This window comes from Methylobacterium sp. TK26 (genome assembly GCF_055361565.1).
In genome coordinates this window covers 2,915,708-2,930,113 of the sequence record NZ_CM143965.1, presented here as the reverse complement: position 1 = coordinate 2,930,113, position 14,406 = coordinate 2,915,708, and the positions used below count along the sequence as shown (strand labels likewise).

Sequence of the window (14,406 nt, the reverse complement as noted above, 5' to 3'; positions counted from 1 at the left end):
CCGCCGCCATCGGCGGGCAGCGTGGCGAGTGCGGCACATCGGAACGGGTCGGCAGGGCGTGGCGACGAGACGAGTGCAACAGGAGACCCACCTGCGCTGGCTGTCGGCGGTGTTCACGCCGTGGATGGCCGGGCTCGGGCTGCTCGTCTCCTTCACCGCGAGCGCGGGCACCGAGAGCACCGTGGGCTCGGGCGTGCTCGGCGCCGCCGATGTCCGCCGGGCCGTGCCCGCCATGCCCGCCGGCACCGCGCTGATCGGCGCGGCCATCCGGCGGATCGGCGAGGATCCCCAGCGGCCCGAACCCATCGCCTTCACCCGCGAATCCGGCCTCGCCATGCTGTTCGGCGACGTGACCGGCGGCGTCAGCGGCATGATCACCACCGGCTCCGCCGTGTGGGATTCCGAGGCCGAGCCGACTTCCGGCTTCATGCCCGTCGCGGATCTCGGCCTGACGACCGGGGCCGGCACCGCTCAATCCACGGGCGCGGCCACCGCCGACCGGACCGACGACGAAGACGGCAACCGCTTCGACGGTTCGACCCCGGCGGTGCCGAAGGCGGTCGCCCTGTCGTCCACCACCCCGGCCCCGGCGGACGCGATCCCCGTGGAGATCACCGCCGCCAGCCTCGTGATGCCCGACTATCCCCTGCGCAGCGGCGCGGAGATCGAGGCGGCGCCGACCGACGAGGCGCGCAGCCGCTACGCCGACCTGATCGACCCGGAGGCCCAGGACAAGGAGCAGCGCTGCCTGTCCGAGGCGGTGTATTTCGAGGCCCGCAGCGAATCCGAGACCGGGCAGGCCGCCGTCGCCCAGGTGGTGCTCAACCGGGTGAAGAGTGGCCTCTATCCGCAGAGCATCTGCGGGGTCGTCTATCAGAACCGGCACCATTACATGGGTTGCCAGTTCTCCTTCGCCTGCGAGGGCAAGTCCCTGCGCATCAGCGATGCCTCGGCCTGGTCCAACGCCACCCGCGTCGCCCGCTCCGTCCTGGAAGGGCGGACCTACGTCGCGGAGGTCGGCGGGGCGACCCATTATCACGCCGATTACGTGAGGCCGGGCTGGTCGCGGCGGATGCGAAAGCTCGACGTGATCGGCCGGCACATCTTCTACGGCCTGAAGCCCGGACAGACCTGAGCCGGCTTGAGAGCTGCGAAACACAACCCCCGCCGGTGCGAGCCGGCGGGGGTTTTTGTTTGCCGCCGGGGTGCAAGTTCAGTTGGTTCCGCGAAAGCGCGAACAACAGTTAACGAACGAATCGGACGGTTCTACGCAGTTCGGCCCATAGATTAATTTTACTGTGATTCAGGATCTCGGTTGCTGCGAAGCTCGGGATACTGCTTTCCTCGTTGAGCGTAGGGCGCGGAAATCTCCGCGGCCCGGATTGTCCCACGCTTCAAGAGGTTCGCAGCGATGACCGCGCCGGTCGCCAAGACTGTCCTGATGGCCGCCGCCCTGGGCGGCCTGTTCTTCGCCGCCCCGGCCATGGCCGGCGGCTGCTACGGTGGCGGCTGCTACCGCTACGCCACGACCCCGCCGGTCTTCGATACGGTGCAGCAGAACGTGCTGGTGCGCCCGCCGCGCACCGTCTACCGCACCATCCCGCCGGTCTACGACACGGTGCAGGAGCAGGTGATGGTCGCCCCCGGCGGCCGCGTCTGGCAGACGAGCCGTGGCCCCGGCGGCGAGTTGATCGGCTGCTGGGTCGTCACCCCGCCGCGCTTCGCCCTCCGCCAGCGCACCGTGCTGGTCCGCCCGGCCGAGACGGTGCCGGAGACCTACCCGCCGGAATACGCCACCGTCAGCCGCCGGGTGCAGGTCGCCCCGGCGCGGGCGGGCTGGGTGCCGGTCGGCGGCGGCTATGGGGCCTACGGTGGTTACGGCCCGGGCTATGGCGGCCCGCTCGTCGGCTCGATCCCGGACGCGTTCGGCATCACCGGGGCCAGCTCGGCGGATATCGGCGTCGGCCTCGGCTTCTCCCGGGGCAGCATCTACGACGGTTACTGAGTGACGCACGGCCCGGATCGACCATCCGGGCCGTCTTGATTCCGGCGACCTGCGGCGTACCTCCCCGTCATCGACGGGAGGAGCAGGCGATGGTCACGTTCAAGGCGTGGGTGGTCGACAAGACCGAGGGCGGGCAGAGCCTCGCCTTCCGCGACTTCGACGAGGCTGACCTGATGGACGGCGACGTCACCATCCGCGTCGGCCACTCGACGCTGAACTACAAGGACGGCCTCGCGCTGACCGGCCGCTCGCCCGTGGTCCGCCGCTTCCCGATGATCCCCGGCATCGATTTCGCCGGCACGGTCGAGACCTCGGACCATCCCGATTACAAGCCCGGCGATCAGGTGGTGCTCACCGGCTGGGGCGTCGGCGAGACGCATCTCGGCGCCTATGCCGAGAAAGCGCGGCTGAAGGGCGACTGGCTTGTGCCCCTGCCGGAGGGCCTGACGCCGGAGCAGGCCATGGCGGTTGGCACGGCGGGCTACACGGCGATGCTCTCCCTGATGGCCCTGGATGCCCATGGCGTCACCCCCGCCGATGGGCCGGCTCTGGTGACGGGCGCCTCCGGCGGCGTCGGCTCGGTGGCGGTGGCGCTGCTCGCGCGGGCCGGCTGGCACGTCATCGCCTCCACCGGCCGGGCCAACGAGACAGATTACCTGAAGGGCCTCGGCGCCGCCGAAATCCTCGACCGGGCCGAGTTGGAGAAGCCCGGCCGCCCGCTCGGCAAGGAGCGCTGGGCGGCGGCCATCGATGCGGTGGGCTCCGCGACGCTGGCCAACGTCCTGGCGATGACCAAGGCGGACGGTGCGGTGGCGGCCTGCGGCCTCGCGCAGGGCATGGACCTGCCGACATCGGTCGCGCCCTTCATCCTGCGCGGTGTCTCGCTCCTCGGCATCAACAGCGTGACGACGCCCCAGGCGAAGCGCCGCGCGGCCTGGGCACGGATCGCCCGCGACCTCGATCTCGACAAGCTCTCCTCCATGACCCGCACCGTCGGCTTCGACGAGGTCGGCCGTCTGGGCGAGGCGATCCTGGCCGGGCAGGTGCGTGGTCGCACGGTCGTGAAGATCGCCTGATCCGGGATTCGCGAGCCCGTTGGAACCGTCACCTTAGCGAACCGGTTGGTCATTTTATGAGCGTCGCATTCGTTAAAGAGCCTGAGGGCGGGGAAGCGTTCGAGAACCTTCCCGACCGTCCCATCTCGCCTCACACCAACTTCGTCACGCCCGAGGGCCTCGCGCAGATCGAGGCCGAGGTCGCGCGGCTGGAGAAGGAGGTCGCGTCCCTGGACCCGACCGACAAGGCCGAGGATTCCCGCATCGGGCGCGACCTGCGCTACTGGGCGTCGCGCAAGAACACGGCGCAGCTCGTGGAGCCGAAGGCCGGCGACACGGTGCATTTCGGCGCCGCCGTGACGATCGTGCGCGAGGACGATTCCGGCAAGGAAACTAAGCAGACCTTCCGCATCGTCGGTGAGGACGAGGCCGACCCGCACAAGGGCTCGATCTCCTACGTCGCGCCCCTGGCCCGCGCCATCACCGGCAAGAGCGTCGGCGACGTGGTCGAGGTGAACGGCAACGACGTCGAGATCCTCGAAATCAAGAACTGACCGCCCTTCCCTCGAAGAGGGGCCGCAGGGGCTGAATCGCCGCCGCGACGTGATCCATGAGGGCACGGACCCGCGCCGAGCGGCGCAGGTCCTGGTGGGTCAGCAGCCACAGATCCGTGTGCAGTTCGGGCTCCAGGCCGCCGAGACGCTGGAAACGGGAATCGGCGTCGCCCTCCGCGCAGGGGAGGGGGCCGATGCCGATGCCGGCGGCGATGGCCTCCCGCAGCCCGGCCACACCGTTCAGGCAGAGGACGACGCGCTCCGGCGCCGTCCGCCGATGAACGAAGCCAGCGAACAACCCGCCGGCCACGCTCTCGCTGAGCCCGACCCATCTTTCCTCCGCGAGCGGTCCGTAAGACCGGTCAGCCATGCCGTAGAGGGCCCAGCCCACGCCGGTCAGGCGGCGGCCCACGAGGGTTTCGTCCGGCCCCCGACTGGCGCGCAGGGCCACGTCGGCGTCCCGGCGGGACAGGTTGAGGGTTTCCTCGGCGAGGATCAGTTGAAGCCGCACGGCCGGGTGCCGGCGGGAGAACTCGGCCAGGATCGGCATGAGGAACGTACCCGCCAAGCTCGTCGGGGCGGTGATCCGTAATTCCCCGACCATCGCGTCCGACTGCCCGACGACCTCGCGGGCGAAGCCGTCGATGTCGGCTTCCATCCGCGTCGCGACATCGAGCATCGCTTGGCCGGCGGCGGTCGTTGTGTAGCCGCTCCGGTGCCGCTCGAAGAGGCGCGCGCCCAGCGATTTCTCGATGGCGCCGAGCCGCCGGAACGCGGTGGAATGGTCGATGCCCAGGGCCTCGGCGGCGCCGGTCAGACCATGTCCATCGGCCACCGCCTTCACGAAGCGGAAATCGTCCCAGCCGGCCTGCATCGTGGCTCCTTGCAATCCTGCAAGGTCATTCTTGCACGGTATGGGCTTCCTGCAAGCGGCGGGACGGGCGATGTGAGCGGCATCGCGCCGCTACGGCGCCCAGCGGAGGAGTCATCGCCTTGGCCAAGATCCTTGTGCTCTACTACTCGACCTACGGCCACGTGGAGCAGATGGCCTACGCCGTCGCCGAGGGTGCCCGCGAGACCGGCGCGGAAGTCGTCGTGAAGCGCGTGCCGGAACTGGTGCCGGAAGAGGTCGCCCGGCAGAACCACTTCAAGCTCGACCAGCAGGCGCCCGTCGCCACGGTGGCGGAGCTTCCCGAATACGACGCGATCATCTTCGGCACGCCGACCCGCTACGGCAACATGGCCTCGCAGATGAAGCAGTTCATCGACCAGACCGGTGGCCTGTGGATGAAGGGCGCGCTGGTCGGCAAGGTCGGCTCGGTCTTCACCTCCACCGCCTCGCAGCACGGCGGCCAGGAGACGACCCTCACCAGCTTCCATACGGTGCTGTTCCACCACGGCATGGTGGTGGTGGGCCTGCCCTACGCCTTCCAGGGCCAGGCCGGTCTGGAGCAGGTGAAGGGCGGCACGCCCTACGGCGCCAGCACCCTGGCCGATGGCGACGGTTCGCGTCAGCCGAGCCCGATCGAACTGGACGGCGCCCGGTTCCAGGGCCGCCACGTCGCCGGCATCGCGGCGAAGCTGGCCTGAGGCCAAAAGAAAAGGCTCGGATTTCTCCGAGCCTCGAAAGGTTGAAGGCCGTATGGGGGCTGAGTGGCCTTCCTGTCATATGAACGGGCCGGCGGCCTTTCTGTTCCACAAAAAAATCAGCGGGGCGCCGCGGCCCTTCCCAGCCGGTCGCGAATCGCCTCGCCGAGACCCTCGGGCGGGATCGGCACCACTGCGATGGTCGCCGCGCCCGAGGCGTCGAGATCGCGCAGGGCCCCGAAGAGACGGGCCGCCGCCTCGGTGGCATCGCCCGCCTCGCTGAGGTTCACCACCGCGCGGGCGGCGTCATGGCCCTCCGGCCGGAAGGAGCCGAACAGCATCAGCGCCTCGCCGGGGGCGATCCGCCTGGCGTCGAGGCGCACCGCCGCGTTCGGCGCGTAATGCGAGGCCAACAGCCCCGGCCCCACGGGGGCGTGGGTATCGGCGGCCTCCGGCCCTTCGGGGTCGTAGCCGAGCACGTCGCGCAGGCGCTCGCGGGTGATGCCACCCGGCCGGAGCAGGCGCGCCCGCCTGCCGAGGCAGGCGACCACCGTCGATTCCAGCCCGACCCGCGTATCGCCGCCGTCGAGCACCGCCGCGATGCGGCCGTTCAGGTCTTCGAGCACATGAGCGGCGCGTGTCGGGCTCACCCGGCCCGAGCGGTTGGCCGAAGGCCCGGCGACCGGGCGGCCGAACGCCGCGAGGAGGGCGCGGGCGGCCTCGCTGCCCGGCACGCGCAGGGCGACGCTCGGCAGCCCGGCGCGGGCCAGTTCGCAGACCCGCGTCCCGGCCGAGGCCGGCACGACCAGGGTGAGGGGGCCGGGCCAGAAGGCGTCGGCGAGGCGGTTCGCTTCCTCTCCGAACACGCCCTGCGCGCGGGCGGCCCCGGCATCCGGGACATGTGAGATCAGCGGGTTGAAGCTCGGGCGGGCCTTGGCCGCGTAGATGCCGGCCACCGCGTTCGGATCGGTGGCATCGCCGCCGAGCCCGTAGACCGTCTCCGTCGGGAAGGCGACGAGGCGCCCCGCGCGGAGCAGCGCCGCCGCCTCCGCGATGCCCGCCGCGTCGGCAGGCAGCAGCCGGGTTTCGGCCGGGACCGTTGACCCCGGATTGCTCATGCGGGATGCCATCTCCGGCGGCATCGCGCCGCCCCGTGGGTTGAGACCGTACCCGCCCTAGCGCCGGCAGCGTGGCGGGGTCAAACCAGGGAAGGCCGGAGCCAAGGTGAGGACACGTCCATGAGCTACCGCGCGCCCGTCTCCGAAATGCTCTTCACCCTGCGCCACGTCTCGGGGCTGGAGGGGGTCGATCCGGACGACGCGCAGGCGATCCTCACCGAGGCCGGGCGCATCGCCGCCGACGTGCTGGCGCCCCTGAACCGGGTCGGCGACCGGCACGGGACGCGCTTCGAGGACGGCCGCGTGACCACACCGCCGGGCTGGCGCGAGGCCTACGCCACCTTCACCGCAGGCGGCTGGAACGGCCTCTCGGCCGATGCGGACCATGGCGGCCAGGGCCTGCCCAAGGCCATCGAGGCGGCCTGCACCGAGATGTGGAGCGCGGCGAACCTCTCCTTCGGCCTCTGCCCGCTGCTGACGCAGGGCGGGATCGAGGCGCTGGCGGCGCACGGCTCGGACGAATTGAAGGCGCGCTACCTAGAAAAGCTCGTCACGGGCGAATGGCCGGCGACCATGAATCTCACCGAGCCGCAGGCGGGCTCGGACCTTGCCCTGCTGCGCACCCGCGCGGAGCCGGTCGGCGACGGCCGCTACCGGATCACCGGCTCGAAGATCTACATCACCTATGGCGAGCACGACCTTTCGGAGAACATCGTCCACCTCGTCCTCGCCCGGCTGAAGGATGCGCCGGCGGGCACGCGGGGCATCTCCCTGTTCCTCGTGCCGAAGGTGCTGCCGGACGGGTCGCTCAACGATCTCCGCTGCTCCGGCATCGAGCACAAGCTCGGCATCCACGCCTCGCCGACCTGCTCCATGGCGTTCGGCGACAATGGCGGGGCCACGGGATGGCTGATCGGTGAGGCCAACAAGGGGCTGGCCTGCATGTTCACGATGATGAACGCGGCCCGCCTCGGCGTCGGGGTGCAGGGTGTCGGGGTGGCCGAAGCCGCCACGCAGAAGGCGCTGGCCTATGCCGCAGAGCGCCGCCAGGGGAAGGCCATCGGCGCCGCCGAGACCACCAGCCCGATCATCGCCCACCCGGACGTGCAGCGGATGCTGCTCACCATGAAGGCCTACACGGCGGTCTCGCGCAGCCTCTGCTTCCTCACCGCCGCCGCCCTCGATGCCGCGCACGGACCGGAGGGGCGGGCGGCCCACGACAGGGCCTCGCTCCTCACTCCCGTGGCGAAGGCGTTCTCCACCGACATCGCCAACGAGGTCGCCTCGCTCGGCGTGCAGGTCCATGGCGGCATGGGCTTCGTGGAGGAGACCGGCGCGGCGCAGTTCATGCGCGACGCCCGCATCCTCGGCATCTACGAGGGCACCAACGGCATCCAGGCCATCGACCTCACCGCCCGCAAGCTGCCGCTCAACGGCGGGGCCACGGCGCGGTCGCAGATCGCGTGGATGCGCCGGGCCGCCGAGGGCCTGCTCAAGAACGCGGACCCGGCCTTCGGCCAGATGGCGCCCCGCCTGCGCACCGCCATCGAATCCCTTGACCGCGCGACGAGCCATCAGCTCGCGGCCCTCGGTTCGAACCGGCCGGAGGCGGCGCTCGCGGGGGCGGCGCCGTATCTGCGCCTGTTCGGGCTGGCGCTCGGCGGCGCCTGCCATGCCCGCGCGGCCCTCGCCTCGGCGGCGGCGCTGAAGGGCGGCGAGACCGATCCGGCCCACCGCGCCCGGATCGCGCTCGCCCGCTTCTACGCGGAGAACCTGCTGCCGGCCGTGTCCGGCCTGGAGGAGGCGGTGCTGGCCGGGGGCGCCTTCACCGAGGATGCCGCCCTGGCGCTCGCCGTTTGAGGACCCGGCCATGACCGACTTCATCACGATCAGCGACGGCGAGAACGGCGTCCGCCTCATCGTCATCGACCGGCCGCAGAAGAAGAACGCCCTGACCGGCGCGATGTACGACGCGATGCGCGGGGCGCTCGAAGAGGCCGACGCCTCGGCGGCGATCCGCGCCGTCGTCTTCGCCGGCCAGCCGGGGGTGTTCAGCGCCGGCAACGACCTCGCGGATTTCCTGGGCCAGGCGCGGAACGGCTTCAGCGACGCACCGGCCCTGCGGTTCATCCGCCAACTGGCCCGCACCGACACCCCGATGGTCGCCGCCGTGGACGGCATCGCCGTCGGCATCGGCGCGACGCTGACGCTCCATTGCGACCTCGTCTATGCCAGCCCGGTGGCGCGGCTGCGGATGCCCTTCGTGGAGCTCGGCCTCGTGCCGGAGGCCGCGTCGAGCTACCTCCTGCCCCTGCGGGTCGGGCGGTTGAAGGCCACGGAACTGCTGCTCCTCTCCGAAACCCTCGATGCCGATGCGGCCCACGCCCTCGGCCTCGTCAACGCGGTGATGCCCGCCGACATGGTGGTGGAGCACGCCCTCGCGCAGGCCGCCCGCCTCGCCGCCCTGCCGCAGGGGGCGCTGGCTGCCTCGCGCAGGCTGATCCGGGGCGACCGGGAGCGGGTGGAAGCCGCCCTGGAGGCGGAGGCCAAGGCCTTCGACGCGCAGTTGCAATCGCCGGAATCACAGCAGCGGCTGCAAGCCTTCCTGTCGCGCGCCAAGCCGGCCTGAGCCGTGGCCGCACCCGATCTCTCCCACAAGGTCTGTCTCGTGGCCGGCGCCTCGCGGGGTGTCGGACGGGGGCTGGCGCGCGCCCTGGGGGAGGGCGGCGCGACCGTCATCGTCACCGCCCGGTCGAGCGAGACCGGGCCGCGCACCGAGATGCGCAGCGAGGCCATCGAGGACACCGCCCGCATGGTCGACCTCGCCGGGGGGCGGGGGCACCATTACCTCTGCGACCACCGCTCCGAGCGGGCGACGGACGAGATGGTCCATTGGGTGCTCCGGCGCTTCGGCCGGATCGACGTCGTGGCCAGCGCCGTCTGGGGCGGGAACGAGGGCTTCGACGGCGAGCGCTACGCCGACGGCACCGCCTGGGGCACTCCGTTCTGGCGCCGCTCGGCCGAGCCCTATCTCGGGCTGATGCAGGCCGGTCCCGTGCCGGCTCTGCTCCTCGCCCGCGCCGTGGCGCCGGCCATGGTCGCCGCCCGTTCGGGCCTCCTCGTCCTTGTCTCGTTCGGGACGGCGGACGCCTATCTCGGCGACGTGTTCTACGATTCCGCCAAGGCCGCCGAGAACCGCCTCGCCCTGGCCTTCGCCCGGGAACTCGCGCCCCACGGCGTGACCGCCCTCGGCCTCTCGCCCGGCGCGGTGGCGACGGAGCGCGCGCGGGAGATCGACGAGGAGCACCCGCCCGGCGAGACGCCGCTCTATGCCGGCCGGGCGCTCGCGGCGCTCGCCGCCGATCCGGGCGTGTCGGCCTTCGCCGGTCAGGTGCTCCATGCCGGGGACCTCGCCCGACGCTACGGCTTCACCGACGCGGACGGCGCGCAGCCCGAGCGGCTGCGGCTCGCGGAGTAGGGCACCCGCGCAAATCAGCCTCAATTGCAGCGCAGGTTTCCCGTAAGGGTGCTATGATGCCGGTGGATTTAATTCTGCCGGCTAAGGTTGCGAGGCGTTGATGAACCGTAAGTCGGACGTGAACACGGCTCCGCGGGTTCTGCTCGTGTTTCCAAAGTTCTACGAAAACTCGATGTGGAACTTCAAGGAGGCCATGGAGATCCAGGGCGCCCGCGCCGCCGCGCCGCCGCTGGGCCTGATAACCTTGGCCGCGATGCTGCCGGAGACGTGGCAGATCACCCTCATCAACGCCAATTGCGAACCCCTGATCGACGAGGCGATCCGCGCCGCCGACCTCGTGATGACCGGCGGAATGCTGCCGCAGGAGCCGGATTGCCTGGGTATCATCGAGCGCTGCCGGTCGCTCGGCACGCCGGTCTGCGTCGGTGGCCCGGCCCCGACCTCGACGCCGGACGTGTACGACCGCGCCGATTTCGTCGTGGCCGGCGAGGCCGAGGGGATCCTGTCCGAGTTCGTCGCCGCCTGGGAGCGCGGCGAGCGCAGGGGCCGCTTCACCGCCGCGAAGTTCACGGCCGACGTGACCACGAGCCCGATCCCGCGCTTCGATCTGCTGACCTTCAGCCACTACCTGTATATCGGCGTGCAATTCTCGCGCGGGTGCCCGTTCACCTGCGAGTTCTGCGACATTATCGAGCTCTACGGCCGCTCGCCGCGCACCAAGACCGCGCCGCAGATGCTGGCCGAACTCGACCGCCTCTTCGCCCTCGGCTATCGCGGCCACGTCGACTTCGTCGATGACAACCTCATCGGCAACAAGAAGGCGATCAAGCTCTTCCTGCCCCACCTGATCGCGTGGCAGGAGGCGCACGGCTACCCGTTCAAGTTCTCGACCGAGGCCTCCCTCAACCTCGCGGACGATGAAGAACTCCTCGACCTGATGCGCCGGGCGAATTTCTTCGCCCTGTTCACCGGCATCGAGACGCCGGACGAGGCGACGCTGATCCAGACGCAGAAGAAGCAGAACACCCGCCGGTCCATCGCGGAGAGCGTCCACAAGCTCTACGAGGCCGGCATGTTCGTGACGGCGGGTTTCATCGTCGGCTTCGACAGCGAGAAGGACAGCATCACCCGCGCCATGGCGACCTGCATCGCCGACACGGGCATCCCCATCGCCATGGTCGGCCTGCTGTTCGCGCTGCCGAACACGCAGCTCTCCCGGCGGCTGCGGCGCGAGGGGCGGCTCTACGCGAACTACGCCGAGACCACCGCCGACCAGGGCGACCAGTGCACCCAGGGGCTGAACTTCGTGACCTCACGCCCGCAGCGGGACGTTCTGGCCGATTATCGCGGTGTCCTGGAGCAGATCTACGAGCCGAACGCGTTCTTCGCCCGGGTGCGCGAGACGGGGCGGCGCCTGAACCGCCCGCGATTCGCGGCGCAGCGCATCCATTGGGGCGTGGTGGCGAAGGATCTCGCCTCCCTCACGCGGATCCTATGGCGGGTCTCCGTCCGCCGTCCGGACCTCGCCAAGCTCGCCTGGAGCGTCTTCGCCGAGACCGCCCGGCGCAACCCCGCCGCCCTGGAGGCGGTGGTCACGAACATCGTGATCTACCTGCACGTCTACCCGTTCTCCCGCTACGTGATGCAGGAGATCGACGCCCGGCTCGCCGCCATCGACGCCGGGACCTGGGTGCAACCTCCGGTGCTCGCGCCGGAGGCGGAAGCCACCGCGACCGGCCGGGTCGGCAGGGTGGCGGTGGAGCATTTCGCGGCCGTCGCTTGACGGGATGCGGGATAAGCCCATCCTGGAGACATTCGCGGCCATCGGCGCCGTTTGCGGGGTCGGTGCAAGCTGCGACGGCCGGCGCCGTGACAAATTGTCAGCCCGCGGCTAAGCTTGTCGGAGCTCGCGCGTCAGCGTGCGGGTCCGGAAGCAGTCAGGAGGTCTGAGAGTTTCTCGATGGCAGGCCAGAAGACGGACCAGCGCGACGTTTACATCGGTCAGCGCATTGCCGAGCAGCGGCGGAAGGCCTCGCTGACACAGCGCCGGGTCGCACAAAGCTTCGGCATGTCGGCGGCGCAGCTTCAGAAATACGAGAAGGGGACCAACCGCATCAGTGCGGTCCATCTCGACATCTTCTCCCGGATGATCGGTGTGCCGATGGAGTACTTCTTCCGGGGCATGCCGAACGGCGCGGAGGGGCCGGACGGGTTCGCCGAGGACGCCCAGGTGCCCTACGCGGAGGGAGGTCTGACCGGCCTCGCCGACCTCGTGGGCCGGCACATCAACGAATCCTTCCCGGACGAAACGCGGCGCGACATCGCCGCGGCCGTCCACGTCCTCGAAAGGCGCTTGCGCGGCTGAAGACGCCACACTCGTCCTTTATAACGAACGGGTTCGTCGGATCGTCTTGACCCTTTCTCGGACGGATGGGAAAAGCCCTCCCCTAAGGGTGCGGAGCCGTGAGGGCCGAACGCCCGCGACCTTAAGGCGACGAGAGAACCGATGGCGCGTTCGAATTACCTCTTCACCAGCGAATCGGTGTCCGAAGGGCACCCGGACAAGGTGAGCGACCGCATCTCCGACACCGTCGTGGATGCCTACATCGCCGCGATGCCGGAGGCCCGCCTCGGCGTCGAGACCCTGACGACCACGAACCGCGTCGTCATCGCCGGTGAGGTGCGCGGCCCCGATTCGGTGACCTTCAAGGACCTGGAGGAGCTGACCCGCGAAGCCGTGAAGGACATCGGCTACGAGCAGGACGGCTTCCACTGGAAGAACAACGAGGTTCAGATCTACCTGCACGCGCAGTCCGCCGACATCGCCCAGGGCGTGGACGCGGCCGGCAACAAGGACGAGGGTGCCGGCGACCAGGGCATCATGTTCGGCTACGCCTCGGACGAGACCCCCGAGCTGATGCCGGCTCCGCTCTTCTACGCCCACAAGATCCTCAAGGACCTCGCCGACGCCCGCAAGGCGAAGCAGGGCGATGCCGCCAAGCTCGGGCCGGACGCCAAGAGCCAGGTGACGGTCCGCTACGAGAACGGCCGCCCGGTCGAGGTCACGCAGATCGTGCTCTCCACCCAGCACCTCGATGAGAACCTCGATTCGGCCGACGTCCGCGCCATCGTGGAGCCCTACATCCTCAAGGCCCTGCCGCAGGGCTGGGTGAACGAGGGCACCGTCTGGCACGTCAACCCGACCGGCAAGTTCGTCATCGGCGGTCCGGACGGCGATTGCGGCCTCACCGGCCGCAAGATCATCGTGGACACCTACGGCGGCGCGGCCCCGCATGGCGGCGGCGCCTTCTCCGGCAAGGACCCGACGAAGGTGGACCGCTCGGCCGCCTACGCCGCCCGCTACCTCGCCAAGAACGTGGTGGCCGCCGGCCTCGCCTCGCGGGCGACGATCCAGCTCTCCTACGCCATCGGCGTCTCCAAGCCGCTGTCGATCTATGTCGATCTGCACGGCACGGGGAAGGTGGACGAGGCCAAGCTCGAAGCCGTCCTGATGGACGCCATCGACCTCTCGCCCCGCGGCATCCGCACGGCGCTCGGCCTCAACAAGCCGATCTACGCCCGCACCGCCGCCTACGGCCATTTCGGCCGGGCGCCCGAGGCGGACGGTGGCTTCTCCTGGGAGCGCACCGACCTCGCCGACAAGCTCCGCTCGACCCTCGCCTGACCCTGCCATGACCGGGAGGGCGGATGTCCCTCCCGCGACGGAGGGTGAACACGAGGACGGCCTGGAGGAGGCGGATCGCGCCTTCTTCGGCCGCCGCAAGGGCAAGCGCCTGCGGGACGCGCAGGAAACGCGCCTCGAAACCCTTCTGCCGGCCCTGCGGATCGACCTGCCGCCGGGCGGCGGCCGGATCGATCCCCGGACGCTGTTCGGGCAGATGGACACCCCGCCGGACGAGATCTGGCTGGAGATCGGGTTCGGCGGCGGCGAGCACCTCGCCGCCCGGGCCGCGCAGCATCCCCAGATCGGCTTCATCGGCGCCGAAGCCTTCGTGAACGGCGTGGTGAAGCTCCTCGCCGACGTCGAGGCGCGCGCCTTGCGCAATGTCCGCGTCCGCGACGGCGACGTGGCGCCGCTCCTGGCCCACCTGCCGGATGCCTGCCTTGGGCAGGTCAGCCTGCTCTATCCCGATCCCTGGCCGAAGCGGCGCCAGCGCAAGCGGCGCTTCGTCTCGGACGACTCGCTGGCGCAGATCGCCCGCCTCCTGAAGGATGGCGGCGTGTTCCGCTTCGCCAGCGACATCGACGATTACGCCGGCTGGACCCTGGCACGGGTCGCCCGCTGCCCGGACCTGCGCTGGGAGGCAGCCTCTTCTCGTGACTGGCTGCAGCCCTTCCCCGGCTGGCCCGGCACCCGCTACGAGGCGAAGGCCATCGCCACCGGACGACGGCCGACCTACCTCGAATTCGTCCGGAATACCCGCTGACAAGTCGGGTCCGCGACACCTCTAGCCTTGCCGCCGCCACGCTTGAGCCCCATCCTTGGGGCGCGGGGTGGCTGGATTTGGTGGCGGCTGAGGACGCTCAAGTCCCGTAGAGCCGCGCGTCCAAGGGTTCCTGGCGTGACGGGAAGGGTGAAGCACGATTC

At 70.4% G+C, this 14,406-nt stretch carries 14 protein-coding genes; 12 read left to right on the top strand and 2 right to left on the bottom strand.

What is annotated here, in order from left to right; all coding sequences use genetic code 11:
• Positions 1 to 58 precede the first annotated feature (58 nt).
• The 4 genes from ACXJ1Y_RS14280 (at position 59) to greA (ending at position 3,614) form a co-directional block, all read left to right on the top strand.
• Entirely contained in the window at positions 59 to 1,135 is a 1,077-nt protein-coding gene (locus tag ACXJ1Y_RS14280) for a cell wall hydrolase (protein ID WP_463846871.1), read from the top strand.
• A gap of 276 nt (positions 1,136 to 1,411) precedes the next feature.
• Entirely contained in the window at positions 1,412 to 2,005 is a 594-nt protein-coding gene (locus ACXJ1Y_RS14275; RefSeq protein WP_463846870.1) for a hypothetical protein, read from the top strand.
• Between the two features lie 89 nt (positions 2,006 to 2,094).
• Entirely contained in the window at positions 2,095 to 3,081 is a 987-nt protein-coding gene (gene acuI / locus ACXJ1Y_RS14270; protein ID WP_463846869.1) for an acrylyl-CoA reductase (NADPH), read from the top strand.
• Positions 3,082 to 3,137: 56 nt separating this feature from the next.
• A complete protein-coding gene (gene greA, locus ACXJ1Y_RS14265; protein ID WP_463846868.1) occupies positions 3,138 to 3,614 on the top strand; it encodes a transcription elongation factor GreA in 477 nt (158 codons plus the stop codon).
• Here the strand turns inward: greA and ACXJ1Y_RS14260 are convergent.
• Positions 3,604 to 4,488 (bottom strand): LysR family transcriptional regulator, encoded by an 885-nt coding sequence (locus ACXJ1Y_RS14260; RefSeq protein WP_463846867.1) that lies wholly within the window; start codon positions 4,486 to 4,488, stop codon positions 3,604 to 3,606. The two genes, greA and ACXJ1Y_RS14260, sit on opposite strands and share 11 nt — an antisense overlap.
• Positions 4,489 to 4,607: 119 nt before the next feature.
• Here ACXJ1Y_RS14260 and wrbA point away from each other — a divergent pair, with 119 nt between their 5' ends.
• Positions 4,608 to 5,204 (top strand): NAD(P)H:quinone oxidoreductase, encoded by a 597-nt coding sequence (wrbA, locus tag ACXJ1Y_RS14255; protein WP_463846866.1) that lies wholly within the window; start codon positions 4,608 to 4,610, stop codon positions 5,202 to 5,204.
• A gap of 116 nt (positions 5,205 to 5,320) precedes the next feature.
• On the opposite strand, the gene ACXJ1Y_RS14250 is transcribed toward wrbA, so the two are convergent.
• Positions 5,321 to 6,319: an L-threonylcarbamoyladenylate synthase gene (locus ACXJ1Y_RS14250; RefSeq protein ID WP_463846865.1), complete on the bottom strand. Its 999-nt coding sequence runs from the start codon at positions 6,317 to 6,319 to the stop codon at positions 5,321 to 5,323.
• A gap of 120 nt (positions 6,320 to 6,439) precedes the next feature.
• On the opposite strand from ACXJ1Y_RS14250, the gene ACXJ1Y_RS14245 reads away from it, so the two are divergent.
• The 7 genes from ACXJ1Y_RS14245 (at position 6,440) to trmB (ending at position 14,245) form a co-directional block, all read left to right on the top strand.
• On the top strand, positions 6,440 to 8,179 hold the full coding sequence (locus ACXJ1Y_RS14245) for an acyl-CoA dehydrogenase family protein (protein ID WP_463846864.1): 1,740 nt from the start codon (positions 6,440 to 6,442) through the stop codon (positions 8,177 to 8,179).
• A 10-nt stretch (positions 8,180 to 8,189) separates the two neighbouring features.
• Positions 8,190 to 8,948, top strand: a complete 759-nt coding sequence (locus ACXJ1Y_RS14240) for an enoyl-CoA hydratase-related protein (RefSeq protein ID WP_463846863.1) — start codon at positions 8,190 to 8,192, stop codon at positions 8,946 to 8,948.
• A gap of 39 nt (positions 8,949 to 8,987) precedes the next feature.
• Positions 8,988 to 9,797, top strand: a complete 810-nt coding sequence (locus tag ACXJ1Y_RS14235) for an SDR family NAD(P)-dependent oxidoreductase (RefSeq protein ID WP_463850121.1) — start codon at positions 8,988 to 8,990, stop codon at positions 9,795 to 9,797.
• 100 nt (positions 9,798 to 9,897) lie between these two features.
• The gene (locus tag ACXJ1Y_RS14230; RefSeq protein ID WP_463846862.1) at positions 9,898 to 11,580 is read left to right on the top strand and encodes a B12-binding domain-containing radical SAM protein; all 1,683 of its coding nucleotides are present in this window, start codon (positions 9,898 to 9,900) and stop codon (positions 11,578 to 11,580) included.
• Positions 11,581 to 11,757: 177 nt separating this feature from the next.
• On the top strand, positions 11,758 to 12,162 hold the full coding sequence (locus tag ACXJ1Y_RS14225) for a helix-turn-helix domain-containing protein (protein WP_463846861.1): 405 nt from the start codon (positions 11,758 to 11,760) through the stop codon (positions 12,160 to 12,162).
• 141 nt (positions 12,163 to 12,303) lie between these two features.
• Positions 12,304 to 13,482 (top strand): methionine adenosyltransferase, encoded by a 1,179-nt coding sequence (gene metK, locus ACXJ1Y_RS14220; protein WP_342166735.1) that lies wholly within the window; start codon positions 12,304 to 12,306, stop codon positions 13,480 to 13,482.
• A gap of 7 nt (positions 13,483 to 13,489) precedes the next feature.
• Positions 13,490 to 14,245 carry a tRNA (guanine(46)-N(7))-methyltransferase TrmB gene (trmB, locus tag ACXJ1Y_RS14215; RefSeq protein ID WP_463846860.1) on the top strand — a complete coding sequence of 252 codons (756 nt, stop codon included), beginning with the start codon at positions 13,490 to 13,492 and terminating at the stop codon, positions 14,243 to 14,245.
• Positions 14,246 to 14,406: the final 161 nt, after the last annotated feature.